General features: G+C 67.6%; 12 protein-coding genes, 1 tRNA gene and 1 pseudogene. 4 read left to right on the forward strand and 10 right to left on the reverse strand.

Annotated elements, in window-relative coordinates:
* Positions 1-134: 134 nt before the first annotated feature.
* The 3 genes from rpsA to polA all read right to left on the reverse strand — a co-directional run bounded on the left by rpsA (position 135) and on the right by polA (position 5,102).
* Positions 135-1,634 carry a 30S ribosomal protein S1 gene (gene rpsA / locus HKK72_RS27140; RefSeq protein WP_187237270.1) on the reverse strand — a complete coding sequence of 500 codons (1,500 nt, stop codon included), beginning with the start codon at positions 1,632-1,634 and terminating at the stop codon, positions 135-137.
* Between the two features lie 363 nt (positions 1,635-1,997).
* The gene (locus tag HKK72_RS41420) at positions 1,998-2,132 is read right to left on the reverse strand and encodes a hypothetical protein (protein WP_261987243.1); all 135 of its coding nucleotides are present in this window, start codon (positions 2,130-2,132) and stop codon (positions 1,998-2,000) included.
* A 276-nt stretch (positions 2,133-2,408) separates the two neighbouring features.
* Positions 2,409-5,102, reverse strand: a complete 2,694-nt coding sequence (polA, locus tag HKK72_RS27145; RefSeq protein WP_187237271.1) for a DNA polymerase I — start codon at positions 5,100-5,102, stop codon at positions 2,409-2,411.
* Positions 5,103-5,595: 493 nt separating this feature from the next.
* Here polA and HKK72_RS27150 point away from each other — a divergent pair, with 493 nt between their 5' ends.
* Positions 5,596-6,162 carry a DUF4352 domain-containing protein gene (locus tag HKK72_RS27150; protein ID WP_187237272.1) on the forward strand — a complete coding sequence of 189 codons (567 nt, stop codon included), beginning with the start codon at positions 5,596-5,598 and terminating at the stop codon, positions 6,160-6,162.
* 117 nt (positions 6,163-6,279) lie between these two features.
* On the opposite strand, the gene HKK72_RS27155 is transcribed toward HKK72_RS27150, so the two are convergent.
* The 6 genes from HKK72_RS27155 to HKK72_RS27180 form a co-directional block, all read right to left on the reverse strand.
* A complete protein-coding gene (locus HKK72_RS27155; RefSeq protein ID WP_187237273.1) occupies positions 6,280-7,038 on the reverse strand; it encodes an ABC transporter ATP-binding protein in 759 nt (252 codons plus the stop codon).
* Positions 7,028-7,768 (reverse strand): ABC transporter ATP-binding protein, encoded by a 741-nt coding sequence (locus tag HKK72_RS27160; protein ID WP_261987245.1) that lies wholly within the window; start codon positions 7,766-7,768, stop codon positions 7,028-7,030. The genes HKK72_RS27155 and HKK72_RS27160 overlap by 11 nt, the downstream gene beginning before the upstream one ends.
* A 125-nt stretch (positions 7,769-7,893) precedes the next feature.
* Entirely contained in the window at positions 7,894-9,174 is a 1,281-nt protein-coding gene (locus HKK72_RS27165) for a branched-chain amino acid ABC transporter permease (protein WP_410050344.1), read from the reverse strand.
* Positions 9,171-10,157: a branched-chain amino acid ABC transporter permease gene (locus HKK72_RS27170; protein ID WP_222721178.1), complete on the reverse strand. Its 987-nt coding sequence runs from the start codon at positions 10,155-10,157 to the stop codon at positions 9,171-9,173. The genes HKK72_RS27165 and HKK72_RS27170 overlap by 4 nt, the downstream gene beginning before the upstream one ends.
* Positions 10,158-10,252: 95 nt before the next feature.
* Positions 10,253-11,434: a branched-chain amino acid ABC transporter substrate-binding protein gene (locus tag HKK72_RS27175; RefSeq protein ID WP_261987244.1), complete on the reverse strand. Its 1,182-nt coding sequence runs from the start codon at positions 11,432-11,434 to the stop codon at positions 10,253-10,255.
* A 275-nt stretch (positions 11,435-11,709) separates the two neighbouring features.
* Positions 11,710-12,288, reverse strand: coding sequence for an ANTAR domain-containing response regulator (locus HKK72_RS27180; protein ID WP_410050345.1), 579 nt, complete (start codon positions 12,286-12,288; stop codon positions 11,710-11,712).
* Positions 12,289-12,415: 127 nt separating this feature from the next.
* Between HKK72_RS27180 and HKK72_RS27185 the strand changes: the two genes are divergently transcribed.
* From HKK72_RS27185 to HKK72_RS42380, 3 genes and pseudogenes are all read left to right on the forward strand, one after another.
* A tRNA-Leu gene (locus HKK72_RS27185) sits at positions 12,416-12,494 on the forward strand.
* A gap of 85 nt (positions 12,495-12,579) precedes the next feature.
* Positions 12,580-12,663, forward strand: a pseudogene (locus HKK72_RS42875) (helix-turn-helix domain-containing protein); the annotation flags it as partial.
* 144 nt (positions 12,664-12,807) lie between these two features.
* Entirely contained in the window at positions 12,808-13,311 is a 504-nt protein-coding gene (locus HKK72_RS42380; RefSeq protein WP_315987465.1) for a hypothetical protein, read from the forward strand.
* Between the two features lie 48 nt (positions 13,312-13,359).
* Here HKK72_RS42380 and pyk read toward each other — a convergent pair.
* Positions 13,360-14,778: pyruvate kinase (gene pyk, locus HKK72_RS27195; protein ID WP_222721180.1), on the reverse strand; the 1,419-nt coding region annotated here is incomplete at its 5' end.

The raw sequence follows: 14,778 nt of genomic DNA on the forward strand, positions 1-14,778 counted from the left end.
CACCCGATGAACTTACCGGAGAAAGCGCTGTGGCCGGACGACCTCCCCCACAGAGGGATGTCGTCCGGCCACAGATGCTCGGTCAACCGTCCGAGAGCTCGCTAGGCGAGATCAACTCGGCGACACGTCACGTCTCACTGACCGCCCGACAGCTTCTCGCGCAGGGCCGCAAGAGCCTCGTCGGAGGCCAGAGCGCCGCCGCCCTCGGTAGCGGACTCGCCGCCGCCGGAGTAGGACGTCTCGCCCTCTCCGCCACCGCCGCCACCGCCACCGCCGCCCGAGCCGGCCGCCTCGGCCTCGGCCTTGCGTGCCTCCTCGATCTGCTTGCGGTGCGAGTCGAACCGGGTGCGGGCCTCGGCGTACTGCCGCTCCCACGTCTCGCGCTGGTCGTCGAAGCCCTCGAGCCATTCGCCCGTGTCGGCGTCGAATCCCTCGGGGTACTTGTAGTTCCCCTGCTCGTCGTACTCGGCCGGCATGCCGTAGAGCGTCGGGTCGAAGTCCTCTTCCTCGATGCCCGCGGCACTCTCGTTGGCCTGCTTCAGCGAGAGGCTGATGCGACGCCGGTCGAGGTCGATGTCGATGATCTTGACAAAGATCTCGTCGCCGACCTGGACGACCTGCTCGGGAATCTCGACATGCCGCTCCGCCAGCTCGGAGATGTGCACCAGTCCCTCGATGCCCTCCTCCACGCGGACGAACGCGCCGAACGGCACCAGCTTGGTGACCCGGCCGGGAACGACCTGGCCGATCTGGTGCGTACGGGCGAACTGCTGCCAGGGGTCCTCCTGCGTCGCCTTGAGCGACAGCGAGACCCGCTCGCGCTCCATGTCGACGTCGAGAACCTCGACGGTGACCTCCTGGCCGACCTCGACCACCTCTGACGGGTGATCGATGTGCTTCCAGGAGAGCTCGGAGACGTGGACGAGTCCGTCGACGCCGCCCAGATCCACGAACGCGCCGAAGTTGACGATCGAGGATACGACGCCCTTGCGAACCTGGCCCTTCTGCAGCGTGTTGAGGAAGGTCTGTCGGACCTCCGACTGGGTCTGCTCGAGCCAGGCGCGGCGGGACAGGACCACGTTGTTGCGGTTCTTGTCCAGCTCGATGATCTTCGCCTCGAGCTCGCGGCTGACGTACGGCTGAAGATCGCGCACCCGGCGCATCTCCACGAGCGAGGCGGGAAGGAAGCCGCGAAGACCGATGTCGAGGATGAGGCCGCCCTTGACGACCTCGATGACGGTACCGGTGACGATGCCGTCTTCCTCCTTGATCTTCTCGATCGTGCCCCAGGCGCGCTCGTACTGCGCGCGCTTCTTGGACAGGATCAGGCGGCCTTCCTTGTCCTCCTTCTGGAGGACAAGAGCCTCGACGTGATCGCCCACCTTGACGACCTCGTTGGGGTCGACATCGTGCTTGATGGAGAGTTCACGCGAGGGGATGACGCCCTCGGTCTTGTAGCCGATGTCGAGCAAGACCTCGTCTCGGTCGACCTTGACGACAGTGCCCTCGACAATGTCGCCGTCGTTGAAGTACTTGATGGTCTCATCGATCGCGGCGAGGAAGGCTTCCTCGGACCCGATGTCATTGACCGCTACCTGCGGGGTGGTCGAGGTGGCCTCGGTGCTGCTCGTCATGTGTGGGCTGGCTCCGGATACGGACATAGTGGGTGTCGGATGATGCGCGGAGGGCCGTTTATCGTCCCTGCCGAAGACCGGAGGAGACGGAAACCTGCTCCGCCCGAAGAAACTTTCCGATGTCGACCTGACCGAGCGCGAGCCTGCTCCGTCTGAGGTGCGCGCAGACCCACAGCGCAGCGATCAGCATATGGGACCATTCGGCGTGGGTCAATCGCTAGGCGTCAAGAGACCCGCCCTGACCGGTGATGTTCTGCCCGCACAGGCCCGTCCGCGCCCCGGAAAACCAGGGTCCTACTACGGTCGCCGTAGAGATATAGCGCTTGCCGGGCGTCTTGTCCAGCCGCTCCCGCGACCCCCGGATCACCTTGGCGCGTGCCCGTGGGCGGGCGCCGGAGCCCGATGCTGCTGCCCGGGAAACTCCACGCGCGACCCCATCAGTCCATAGATCACGGCGAGCACGATCACTACGCCGGCGAGCATGTGCAGATTCGGCACGATTCCCCCTGCCCCGTCGGGGATGTGCGGCGACGACCGTGCGCCACCGGTCACCCGAACCGGATGAAACCCTCGCAAAGATCATTACCCGGGCCGCCGGTGCGGCTACGCCAGCGCTCGGTAAAGACTGGCTCGCCGGAGCCGCAGCGATGAGCGGGCGAGCCGGGGACGGGCCGAACAGACCGGACCGGACCGGAGGCGTACCGGAGCGGACGGCGCGCGCCGCGCCGGATCCGGGAACCCGGCGCCTCCGCCGCGGTTCAGTGGTTCAGTGGTTCAGTGGCCCGCGTCCTGCAGGGTCCGGCCGGTGCCCATCGAGACGTCGAGCGGCGCGCGCAGCTCGTAGGCGCCGCTCATCTGCTCACGCACCAGCTCCCGCAGCGGCTCCAGCTCACCCGCCGCCACCTCGAACACCAACTCGTCGTGGACCTGCAGCAACATCCTCGACGAGAGGCCCCGCTCGCGCAGAGCACGATCGACGCCCAGGCTCGCGACCTTGACGATGTCGGCGGCCGACCCCTGGATCGGCGCGTTCAGCGCCATCCGCTCGGCCATCTCACGGCGCTGCCGGTTGTCGGAGGTCAGATCCGGCAGATACCGGCGGCGACCGAGAATCGTCTCGGTGTATCCGTCCTGCCGTGCCTTCGCCACGATGTCGCGCAGGTAGTCGCGGATCCCGCCGAACTGCTCGAAATACTCCTCCATCAGCTGGCGCGCCTCGTCCGGCGGGATGCGCAGCTGCTGGGACAGCCCGAACGCCGACAGTCCATAGGCCAGGCCGTAGTTCATCGCCTTGATCCGGTTGCGCAGCTCCCCGTCGACCTGCTCGGGCGGCACACCGAACACCCGCGCGGCGGTGATGGTGTGGAAGTCGGCACCCGAGGTGAACGCCTCGATCAACGCCTCGTCACCGGACAGATGCGCCATGATCCGCAGCTCGATCTGGCTGTAGTCGGCGGTGAGCAGGCACTCGTAGCCCTCCCCCACCACGAACCCCGCCCGGATCTGCCGGCCCTCGGCCGTGCGGATCGGAATCGTCTGCAGGTTCGGGTCGGTCGACGACAGCCGCCCGGTCGCCGCCACCAGCTGGTTGAAGGTCGTGTGGATGCGCCCGGCGTCGTCGGCCATCGGGATCAGCGAGTCGACGATGCTCTTGAGCTTGGCCACCTCACGCCAGCGCAGCAGGTGCTCGAGCACCGGATGCCCGTCGCTCACCAGCAGATTGGTCAGCGCCTCGGAGTCGGTGGTGTAACCGGTCTTGGTCCGCTTGGTCTTGGGCAGGCCCAGCTCATCGAACAGCACCTGCTGGATCTGCTTGGGCGAACCCAGGTTGAAGTCATGTCCGACCGCCGAGTAGGCCAGCTCCTCGACCGCCTTCACCTGACCGCCGAGCGACGACGACAGCGCCGCGAAATGATCGTTGTCGACCGCGATGCCGGTGCGCTCCATGTCCGCGAGCACCCCCACGAGCGGCAGCTCGACCTCGTGCAGCAGCCGCGCCGCGCCGCGCCGTTCCAGATCCTTGTCGAGGGCGTCGGCCAGCTCGACCACGGCGCGGGCCCGCACCGCGAGCTCGTGCGCGACCTCCTCCTCGCCGGAGCCGTCGAGGGTGAGCTGCCCGCTCGTCTCGGTCTCCTCCCTCAGCTCCCGGTGCAGGTACCGCAGCACCAGATCGGCCAGGTCGAAGGACCGCTGCCCCGGCAGCGCCAGATAGGCGGCGAGCGCGGTGTCGCTGGTCAGGCCGTCGAGCGTCAGACCGCGGGCGGCGAACGCGAGCATGGGCCCCTTGGCGTCGTGCATGGCCTTGGGCTGCTTGGGGTCGGCCAGCCAGGCCGCGAACGCCCGCTCGTCCTCCTCGATCAGCGCCGCCGGGTCGAGATAGGCCGCAGGGCCGTCGACACCGGCCAGCGCCAGCCCGGTGAGCTCACCGGTGCCGCGCCCCCACGTGCCCGACACCGCGACCCCGACGCGGCCCGCTCCGCGCGCGTGCTGATCGATCCACTCGGCGACCTCGCCCGGGCCGGGGGTCGCGAGCTCGATCTCGAAGCCCTCCTCGGCCTCGGGCTCGACGGTCGACAGCGTGGCGTACAGCCGCTCGCGCAGCACCCGGAACTGCAGGGTGTCGAACAGCGAATGGATCTCCTCGCGGTCCCACTGGCCGATCGTCAGCCGGTCCGGCGTCAGCTCCAGCGCCACCTCGCAGTCGAGCTTGTTGATCTGGTGATTGCGGAGCACCTGCGCGAGATGCTCACGGAGGCTGTCGCCGGCCTTGCCCTTGATCTCGTCGACATGGGCGACGAGCCCGTCCAGGCCGTCGTGCAGGTTGAGCCACTTGGCCGCGGTCTTGGGGCCGACCCCGGGAACACCCGGCAGGTTGTCACTGGTCTCGCCCACAAGCGCCGCCAGCTCGCGGTAGCGCCCCGGCGACACGCCGTACTTCTCCTCCACCACCGCGGGCGTGGTGCGCACCAGATCGGACACGCCCTTGCGCGGATAGAGCACCGTCACGTTCTCGGTGACCAGCTGGTAGGCGTCCCGGTCGCCGGTGACGATCAGCGTCTCCATGCCCAGCTCGCCCGCCTGGGTGGCGAGGGTGGCGATGAGGTCGTCGGCCTCGAACCCGGCCTTGGACAGCCGCGGGATCCGCAGGGCGTCGAGGACCTCGAAGATCAGGCTGACCTGGCTGCGGAAGTCGTCGGGGGTCTTCTGCCGTCCCGCCTTGTACTCCACATAGGCCTCGTGCCGGAACGTCGGCTCGGACCGGTCGAAACAGACCCCGATGTGCGTCGGCTGCTCATCGCGCAGGACGTTGATGAGCATCGAGGTGAAGCCGTAGACCGCGTTGGTCGGCTGGCCCGTGGTCGTCGAGAAGTTCTCCAGCGGCAGCGCGAAGAACGCCCGGTAGGCCAGGGAATGTCCGTCCAGCAGGAGCAGCCGGTCTCTGTCAGGGGTCGGTTGGATGGTCGCCACCCTGTGACTCTAGCCGTCGCCTCCGACAGTTTCCGGCACGTGGCAGAGGATGCGCGCCGGAACCGCCGCCGATGACCGGCGACCCGGAGACACTGTGATCAGCCACGAAACGGGACCGCCGCACGCGCCCCGCCCGCCTCATCCGCATGCTCCGCGAACGTCCTGGATCGAACGTCCGAAATCGGCGGGCCGGGAAGTCCACATACTGTGCGGAGGCGGCCGCCGCCGACTAGCGTGGGGGGCCAAGGGCCCGGGACCACCGAGTAGACAACGTACGCGCCCGGGGAAGGCGCGTGCGGCCCCAAAGGTGATCCCGGGCCTCTGCCCGTCCAGGGCCGCCGCCCGCACCGGTCCGCCCGGCCTCACCGGCCCGAGCGCGAGCGCGCGTACGGCACCAGCCCGCAACCGGCTACGCCCGATAGCCGGTTTCATTTCGGTTGCGAAGCCCGCAGCGATCTTTCTCCCCGGGACGGCGGCGGCCTACGGTCACGCCATGCGACACATCCCGGCCTGGGCGATCCTGGTGATCACAACCGCGGCGGCGGCCGCCTGCTCCGGCGACGCGAGCCCGCCGCAAGGCTCGACCACGCCGTCCGCGGCCTCCGCCACGCCGACGTACCGGCTGCCGTCCCGGCCGGTGCGCGACGGCGAGACGCCGCTCAGCGGCGGCACCGTGCGCAGCGGCGACCTCGCCTTCACCCCGATCGGCCTGCGCGCGGGCATGCCGGAACTCGTGGGCAGCCACGCCGACGTGCGACCCAAGGGACAGTTCGTCCGGATTCGCCTGGTCACCGAGAACCGCGGCAGGACCACCCAGACCTTCGACTCCCGCAAGCAACTCCTGGTCACCACCGACGGCGCGACCCACCAGCCGGACCTGGACGCCATGCTGGTCAAACGGCAGCCCGACTCCATCGACGTCGGCTCGGCCGTGCGAATCGAACTCGACCTCTGGTACGACATCCCCCGCGAGAGCCGGGTCCGCGCACTCCGGCTCGTCGGCACCCCGTCCGTCGGAGCCGTCTCCGACCCGCCGGGCGTCGACGTAGGGCTCTCCTAGAGGGCCCTGGGAAGCCCTCTCACGGCCGGCGCGAACGCCGACGCGACGAGAAGGAGCCCCGGGCACCGCACGCGGTCCCCGGGGCTCCTCCGCCGTCGATCCAGGCGCCTGCCCTCGTCAGTCCAGGCGCTTCCCCTCGGTCTCCACCGAGGCTTCCGCCGGAACCTCGCCCAGGTCGCCACCGAGGTAGGCGGCCCGGACCTCGGGATCGTCCAGCAGATCCGCTGCCGCCGCGCTCTTGACGACCCGGCCGGTCTCCAGAACATACGCTCGGTGCGCGATCTGGAGCGCCTGCTGGGCGTTCTGCTCGACAAGCAGCACCGTCGTACCACGCTGGTTGATCGTCTCAATGATCGAGAAGATCTGCTGTACCAGCATCGGGGCCAGCCCCATCGACGGTTCGTCCAGCAGCAGCACCTTGGGATCGGCCATCAGCGCCCGCCCGATCGCGAGCATCTGCTGCTCGCCACCGGACATCGTGCCGCCCATCTGGGACTTGCGCTCGGCCAGGCGGGGGAACAGGTCGTAGACCTCGGCCAGTTCCTTGGACAGGTCGCCCTTCCGCGCGTAGGCCCCCATGTAGAGGTTGTCCTCCACCGTCATGCCGGGGAAGACACCACGCCCCTCGGGCGACTGGCCGATGCCGGCGAGCACCCGCTTGTGCCCGGCGAGCTTGCTGATGTCCTTGCCGTCGAAGGAGATCCGGCCCGCCGACAGCGACCGCAGCCCGGAGATGGTCTTCAACGTCGTGGTCTTGCCGGCGCCGTTGGCGCCGATCAACGTGACGATCTCACCCTCATCGACATCCACCGAGATGCCCTTGAGCGCTGCGATCTTTCCGTAGTGGACGTGAATGTCCTTGATCTCAAGAAGCATCGGCCGGAGCCCCCAGGTAAGCCTCGATGACCCGCGGATTGTTCTGGACCTCGGTCGGCAACCCTTCCGCGATCTTCTGCCCGAAGTCGAGAACGCCGATCCGGTCGCTGATCCCCATGACCAGGCTCATGTCGTGCTCGATCAAAAGGACCGTGCGGCCGGTGTCGCGGATCTTCTTGATCAGCTCCTGCAGCTCGATCTTCTCCGCCGGGTTCATCCCGGCGGCAGGCTCGTCCAGCAGCAACAGCTTCGGATCCGTCGCCAGGGCCCGCGCGATCTCCAGACGCCGCTGGTCGCCGTACGGGAGGTTCTTCGCCGTCTCCTCCATGCGGTGCGAGACGCCGACGAAGTCCAGCAGTTCCCGCGCCTTGGCACGGCCGTCGCGCTCCTCACGCCGGTGCCAGGGCAGCCCGAGGGCCGCACCCGCGAGACCGGTCCGATGATGGGCGTCCGCGCCCACCATCACGTTCTCCTGCGCCGACATGTTGTGGAAGAGCCGGACGTTCTGAAAGGTACGGGCCACCCCGAGCTTGGTGACGGCGAACCGCTTCTTGCCGTCGATCCGCTGCCCGCCGAAGATCACGTTCCCCTCGGTCGGCTGGTAGACCCCGGTGGTGACGTTGAACACCGTGGTCTTCCCCGCGCCGTTCGGGCCGATCAACGCGAAGATCTCACCCTTGTTGATGGTCAGATCGAGTCCGTTGATCGCGACCACGCCGCCGAAGCGCATGGTCAGACCGCGCAGTTCCAGCAGCGGCTGCGCCGTGCCTTCCGCACCTTCCGCGACCGCCGTCGCGGTCTTCGCCGGAGCCGTCTCGGCCGCCGGCGTCGCGTCGCTCATGTCCTTCGCGTCGCTCACTTGCCCACCTCGGCAGCCACGGCAGTGCCTGGGCCGCCCACTTCGGCGCCCATACTCCCCATTCCTCCGGTCCCTTCGGCCAACTCGGCTTTTCGCCGGCGAGAGGGCAGCAGACCCTCGGGCCGGAAGATCATCAAGATGACCAGCACCGCACCGAACACCAGGATGCGGTATTCCTGCAGACCCCGGACGCGCTCGGGAATCCACGCGACCAGGAACGCTCCCATCATGACCCCCGGCAGGTTGCCGGAGCCGCCGAGCACCACCGCGGCGAGGATCGTCGCCGAGACGATGAACTCGAAGTTCCTCGGCAGGATGGACGTGGCCTGCGAGGCGTAGATCACGCCGGCCGCACCGCCGATCGACGCGCCGATCGCGAACGCGGCCAGTTTGAACTTGAACGTCGGCACGCCCATCAGCTCGGCGGCGTCCTCGTCCTCACGGATTGACGCCCACGCCCGGCCGACCCGGCTGCTCTCGAGCCGCTTGACGAAGATGATCGTCAAAACGATCGCCGCCAGCATCAGGTAGTAGTACGGCCGGCCGTCCAGAGCGCCGTACTGGAACGGCGTGATCCCGGCCAGGCCGAGACTGGTGAACGGCTCACTCTCGGGGACGGCCCAGTCGGTCAGGTTCGGCGGATGCGGAATGCCGCCGATGCCGTTCGGCCCACCGATGTAGTCGGTGTTCCGCGCGGTGATGCGGATGATCTCACCGAAACCCAGCGTCACGATCGCGAGGTAGTCTCCGCGCAACCGCAGCGTCGGGGCGCCGAGAAGGATGCCCGAGAGCGCCGAGAGCAGGATGCCCACGGTCAGGACCTCCCAGAAGCTCCACCCGAGCCTGGTGCCGATCACCGCCATCGCATAGCCGCCGATGGCGAAGAAGGCCACATAGCCGAGGTCGAGCAGGCCCGCCTGCCCGACCACGACGTTCAGGCCGATCGCCAGCAGGACGTAGCCGCCGATCGGGAAGAACAGCAGAGTGCCCCAGTCGCTGTAGGGCGACATGAAGCCGCCGATCTGATCCGAGGGCAGCAGAAGGGCGCCCACGATCAGCAGCAGATAGAGGGGCCATCGCACCGAGCCTGGCTGCCGCGACCACCAGTCCCGGAACATGTCCGAGATGGCACCGAGCGTCTCGAGCGCGTAGCCGAGAGCGAAGGCCGGCGGGCGCAGGGCCGCCGGGGCGTTGTCGAAACGCTGCCCCGCCCGCTTCGCGATACCGGCGAAGGCGGCCTGGCCGTTGGTCGAAGTCGTCTTACCGTTGGAGTTCATGCGCGCGCCTGCTGAAGAGACTCACCGAAGATGCCGGTCGGACGGAACATGAGGACGAGGACCAGGACGCTGAAGGCGACCACGTCCCGCCACTCGGACCCGAAGATGCTGGAGCCGTACATCTCGATCAGGCCGAGCAGCAGGCCACCGGCCAGCGCCCCCCGCAGATTGCCGATACCGCCCAGCACTGCGGCGGTGAACGCCTTGATGCCGAGCAGGAAGCCCACGAAGTAGTTCGTCTCCTCGAATCGCATGATGAACAGCGCGGCGGCCACACCCGCCATCGCACCGCCGATGGCGAACGTCGCGGTCACGATCCGGTCGATGTTGACGCCCATCAGCACCGCGGTCTCCGGATCCTGCGCGGTCGCCCGGATGCCACGTCCGAGCTTGGTGCGGTTCACCACGAGGTCGAGCGCGATCATCATGCCGATCGCGCCGGCGAAGATGAGGAACTTGTCATTGTTGATCACGAGGCTGTCAGTGATCTGGCTCAGCTTGAAGCCGAAGACCGATATCTCTGATCGCTCAACGAAGTGCTGCTGAATGGGCAGGGAGCCCTTCTCCTTCGGCAGGTCGAACCACCACGGGATGACGACCCGTGCGAAGAGCTGCTGGAGGAAGATCGACGCGCCGATGGCCGAGATGAGGGCCGCCAGGCGAGACGCGCCGCGCCGGCGCAGCGGCCGATAGGCCACGTATTCGAGGATCATCGCGCTGCCGCCGGAGACGACCCCCGCGATGACCGCCAGCAACAACACGACCCCGACGAGGGCGACGCCCCCGACCGGGGACGGGTTGATCGCATGCAGGGTGGCCAGCGCCGCGAACGTGCCGATCATGAAGATCTCGGAATGGGCAAAGTTGATGAGCCGGAGAACGCCGTAGACCATCGTGTAGCCGAGCGCGATCAGCGCGTAGATCGAGCCGAGCGCCAGGCCGTCGATGGTGGACGGCCAGAATTGATCTATGAACCCTTGCAACTTGAGTCGCCTTCGTCGAAGGAGCGGAAGCGCCTGGGTGGCTGTGCGCTTCCGCTCCTGCGCGTACCTGGATGTTCTACCGGAGACCGGAGGGACTAACCGACCTTCGCGTCCTTGGCGTTACCGAGGAGGGGCAGCTTGTCGCCCTTGACCTCGTACACGAACACGTCCGTCGCGGTGACCTCGCCGTTCGGACCGAACTTGATCTGCTTGCCGACACCCGCGACGTCGACCGACGAAAGCGCCGTGTTGATCTTCTCGGCGGTGGTGTTGCCCGCCTTGATCGCCTCGATGAACGCGGTCGCGGCGTCGTAGCCCTCAGCGGCGTAGATCGCCGGATCGGTGTTGTACTTGGCCTTGTAGGCATCGGCGAACTTCTTGCTCGCCGGGCTCGCCTTGCCCGTGGGGTCGATCAGGCAGGGGCAGCCGATGAAAGAGCCGTCGGCGACGGTGCCGCCCGCACCCTTGGCCAGGCCGGCGTCGAGCGAGCCGTCACCCGACAGGAAGCGGGCCTTGACGCCGGCCTCACGGAGCTGCTTGACCAGCTTTCCACCCTGGGCGTAGTAACCGGCGAAGAAGATCGCGTCAGGCGCGTACGCCTTCGCCTTGTTGACGGTCGAACCGTAGTCCGAGCCCTGCGGGTCGATGGCGTCCTCGGAGACCTGAGCCCCCGCGCCCGTGACCGTCTTCTTCATCGTCTCGGCGAGCGGCTTACCGTACTCCGAGGCGTCGTTGATGATGAAGACCTTCTTGGCCGACAGTCCGTTGGTGATGAAGGTGCCGATGCCGGCACCCTGGACGTCGTCGTTGGCGATGACCCGGTGCCAGAACTTCCAGTTGTTCTTCGCCAGCGCGGCGTTGGTGGCCGACGGCGAGACGCTGGGGACCTTGCCCTCTTCGAGCACCGGGCCGACCTGAGCCGACTCACCCGAGAAGGCCGGCCCGATGAGACCGGCGATCTTGTCCTGCTGAATCGCGGTCTTGGCCAGCGGCGTCGCCTGCTCGGGCTTGCCCTGGCTGTCGTAGGTCTTGAAAGTGATCTTGACCTTGGGGTTGGTCGCGTTGTACTCGTCGATCGCCATCTGAGCGCCCTGCTTCGGCGGGATCACGATGCCGGAGGTCTCACCCGTCAGGTCGCCCATGAAGCCGATCGTCACGGTGTCGCCGCCGCCGCCCCCGCCGGAGGGCTCCTCGCTGTCTCCGCCGCACGCACTCATGCCCAGCGCGAGCACCGCCCCCACGGCGATCACGCCGATGCCACTCTTGTTGAGCCGCAAGGTAGCCAACCTTTCACATCCGGATCCGCCAGGATCGGGTATCAAGACATGCCTCGGAGACGTTCAGAGAACCTTCATCCGAGGTCCAGTCCGTAGTACATCGACCCAATCGCCCGATGTAGTAGCTCAAAAACCGAAGGGTTATTCCTTCGTTACTAGTCCGTGGCCAGGCAAACCAGCAGGTAGGGCCCATGACCCGGACGTTGGGTCTGTAGACCCTACCCGACGACGTCAAACCGAGATAGGGCCCGGTGCCGCCCGATCGGGTGGGCCGCTCAGCTCGCGTCGTCGCCACCGTTGTCCGCGGGACCGGCCACGACGGCTTCGGCGACGGCCCGCATGGTGAGCCGGCGGTCCATCGAGGTCTTCTGGATCCAGCGGAAGGCCTCCGGCTCGGTCCACCCGTGCGCCGACTGGAGCAGACCTTTGGCGCGCTCCACGAGCTTGCGGGTCTCCAGCCGGTCCTGGAGCGAGCCGACCTCGGCCTCGAGCGCCTTGACCTCCTGGTAGCGGCTCACCGCCATCTCGATCGCCGGCACCAGGTCGGCCATGGTGAACGGCTTCACGAGGTAGGCCATCGCACCGGCGTCCCGGGCCCGCTCGACGAGCTCGCGCTGGGAGAAGGCCGTGAGGATCACGACGGGCGCGATCCGGTCCGCGGCGATCCGCTCAGCGGCGGAGATACCGTCGAGGACGGGCATCTTGACGTCCAGGATCACCAGATCCGGTCTCAGATCGAGGGTCAGCTTGACGGCGGTCTCACCGTCCCCGGCCTCGCCGACGACCGCGTAGCCGTCCTCTTCCAGCATCTCCTTGAGGTCGAGCCGGATGAGGGCCTCGTCTTCGGCGATCACTACTCGTCGAGCGCTATCGGTCACGCGCACGAGCGTACCCGGACCCGGTACGCTAGTGCCTGCCCAGGTCGCACTAGCGACGACCGAGCAGCCGATCATCGGGATGTATCATTTCGTCTCGGTAAAGGCCCCGGTAGCCCAATTAGGCAGTAGGCAACGGATTCAAAACCCGTACAGTGTGGGTTCGAGTCCCACCCGGGGCACCACCGACTACCGCCGCTCCTCGGAGCGGCGGTTTTGTCGTACCCGGCCGGAACACTCCCTCATATATACGATCCGCGGAAGCGCCAATTGGCTTTCCGGCTGCTCGCGTCGGGCTACACGGTCGCGGAAGTCCACCGGCAGACGGGCGTCAGCCGATCCACATTGGGAAACTGGAAGCGGCGTCCTCATCTCCCACCGGGGCGAGCCCAATCCCTCTGCCCTCGATGCCATGACGGGCCTCTGGATCGTCCTGCGTACGCTTACCTTCTAGGGCTCTACCTGGGGGACGGCTACCTCGCCAAGGCACGCAACGAGGTGTACCGACTCGAGATCGCCTGCGGTGACGACTGGCCAGGTCTTATCGAAGCCGCCTCCAGCGCCATCCTGGCAGTCATGCCGGACCTCTCAGTTGGTCGCAGACAAAAGGTTGGCTGTACGTCAGTCAACGCCTATACCAGACATTGGCCATGTCTGTTTCCACAGCACGGCCGTGGCATGAAGCACACCCGCAAGATCGAGCTCGTATCCTGGCAGCGACAGATCGTGGACGAATACACCCAGGAATTCGTCCGCGGATTGATCCACTCGGACGGCTGCCGTGGAGCCAACCGAGTGCGGCGGACGCTGCCGGACGGCGACCGTTGGTACGAATATCCGCGCTACTTCTTCACCAACGCCTCAGATGACATCCGACAACTCTTCACCGACGCCCTCGACCGACTGGGAATCGCCTGGACACAGTCGAATGCGAGGGTGATCTCCGTCGCGAGGCGCGAGGCCGTGGCGCGGTTGGATGAGTTCGTGGGACCGAAGTACTGAGCGCCCGCACCGCGCCCTCACCCGCCGTGCGGCGAGGGCGCGGGCGGCTCACGATCGGGCGGCCTGGGCGATCGCGTCACCGATGCGGTGGACGCGCAACGCGTTGGTCGATCCTGGAGTGCCGGGGGGCGAGCCCGCGACGATGACGACCCGGTCGCCCTTCTGGCACCGGCCGATCTCCAGCAGGGCCTGCTCGACCTGCCGCACCATCTCGTCGGTGTGGTCGACCCTGGGCACGGTGAAGGTCTCAGTCCCCCAGACCAGCGCGAGCTGGCTGCGGGTGCTCTGCACGGCCGTGAAGGCCAGCAGGGGAATGGAGGACCGGTAGCGGGAGAGCCGCCGGGCGCTCTCGCCCGTCATGGTGAAGGCGACCAGCGCCTTGGCCCCGACGATCGCACCGACTTCGGCCGCCGCCTTGGCGATGGCCCCGCCGACGGTCTCGGGCATCCGGGCGAGCGCGTGGGAGGTGCGCAGGGTGGTCTCTTCGGCGGCGCAGACGATGCGGCTCATCGTCTCGACCGCCTCGATCGGATACTGCCCGACGCTGGTCTCGCCGGAGAGCATGACCGCGTCGGCGCCTTCGAAGACCGCGTTGGCGACGTCGGAGGTCTCGGCGCGGGTCGGCCGCGGCGAGGAGATCATCGACTCGAGCATCTGGGTGGCCACGATGACCGGCCGGGCCTTCTCGCGGGCGAGCTCGATGGCGCGCTTCTGCACGATCGGCACCTGCTCCAGCGGGAGCTCGACGCCGAGGTCGCCGCGGGCGACCATGATGCCGTCGAAGGCGGCCACGATCTCACTCAGCTGCTCGACGGCCTGCGGTTTTTCGATCTTGGCGAGGACCGGGACGCGAACGCCCTCCTCCTCCATGATCCGGAAGACGTCGTCGGCGTCCTCGGGGCTGCGCACGAAGGACAGCGCGACCATGTCGACGCCGAGGCGCAGGGCCCAGCGCAGGTCGGCCTCGTCCTTGTCGGTGAGGGCGGGGACACTGACCGCGACACCGGGGAGGTTGAGTCCCTTGTTGTCGGAGACCATTCCGCCGACGACGACGCTGGTGCGGACGCGCGGGCCGTCGACGTCGACGACCTTCAGTGCGACGCGGCCGTCGTCGATGAGGACGGCGTCTCCGGGCTTGACGTCGCCGGGGAGTCCCTCGTAGGTCGTGGAGACCTCTTTGCGGTTGCCGGGGACGTCCTCGGTCGTGATCGTGAACTCGTCGCCGAGCGTCAGGCGTACCGGGCCCTCGGCGAAGCGGCCGAGGCGGATCTTGGGCCCCTGGAGGTCGGCGAGGATGCCCACGCCGCGGCCGGTGGCCTCGGAGGCCTCTCGGATGTACCCATGGACCTCCTCGTGCTGGGCCTGCTCCCCGTGGCTCATGTTGAGGCGGGCGACATCGACGCCGGCCTCGACGAGGGCGTGGATCTTCTCCCTGCTGGAGCAGGCGGGCCCGATGGTGCTGACTAT

The organism is Actinomadura sp. HBU206391 (assembly GCF_014323665.1).
Taxonomy (GTDB): Bacteria; Actinomycetota; Actinomycetes; order Streptosporangiales; family Streptosporangiaceae; genus Actinomadura_C.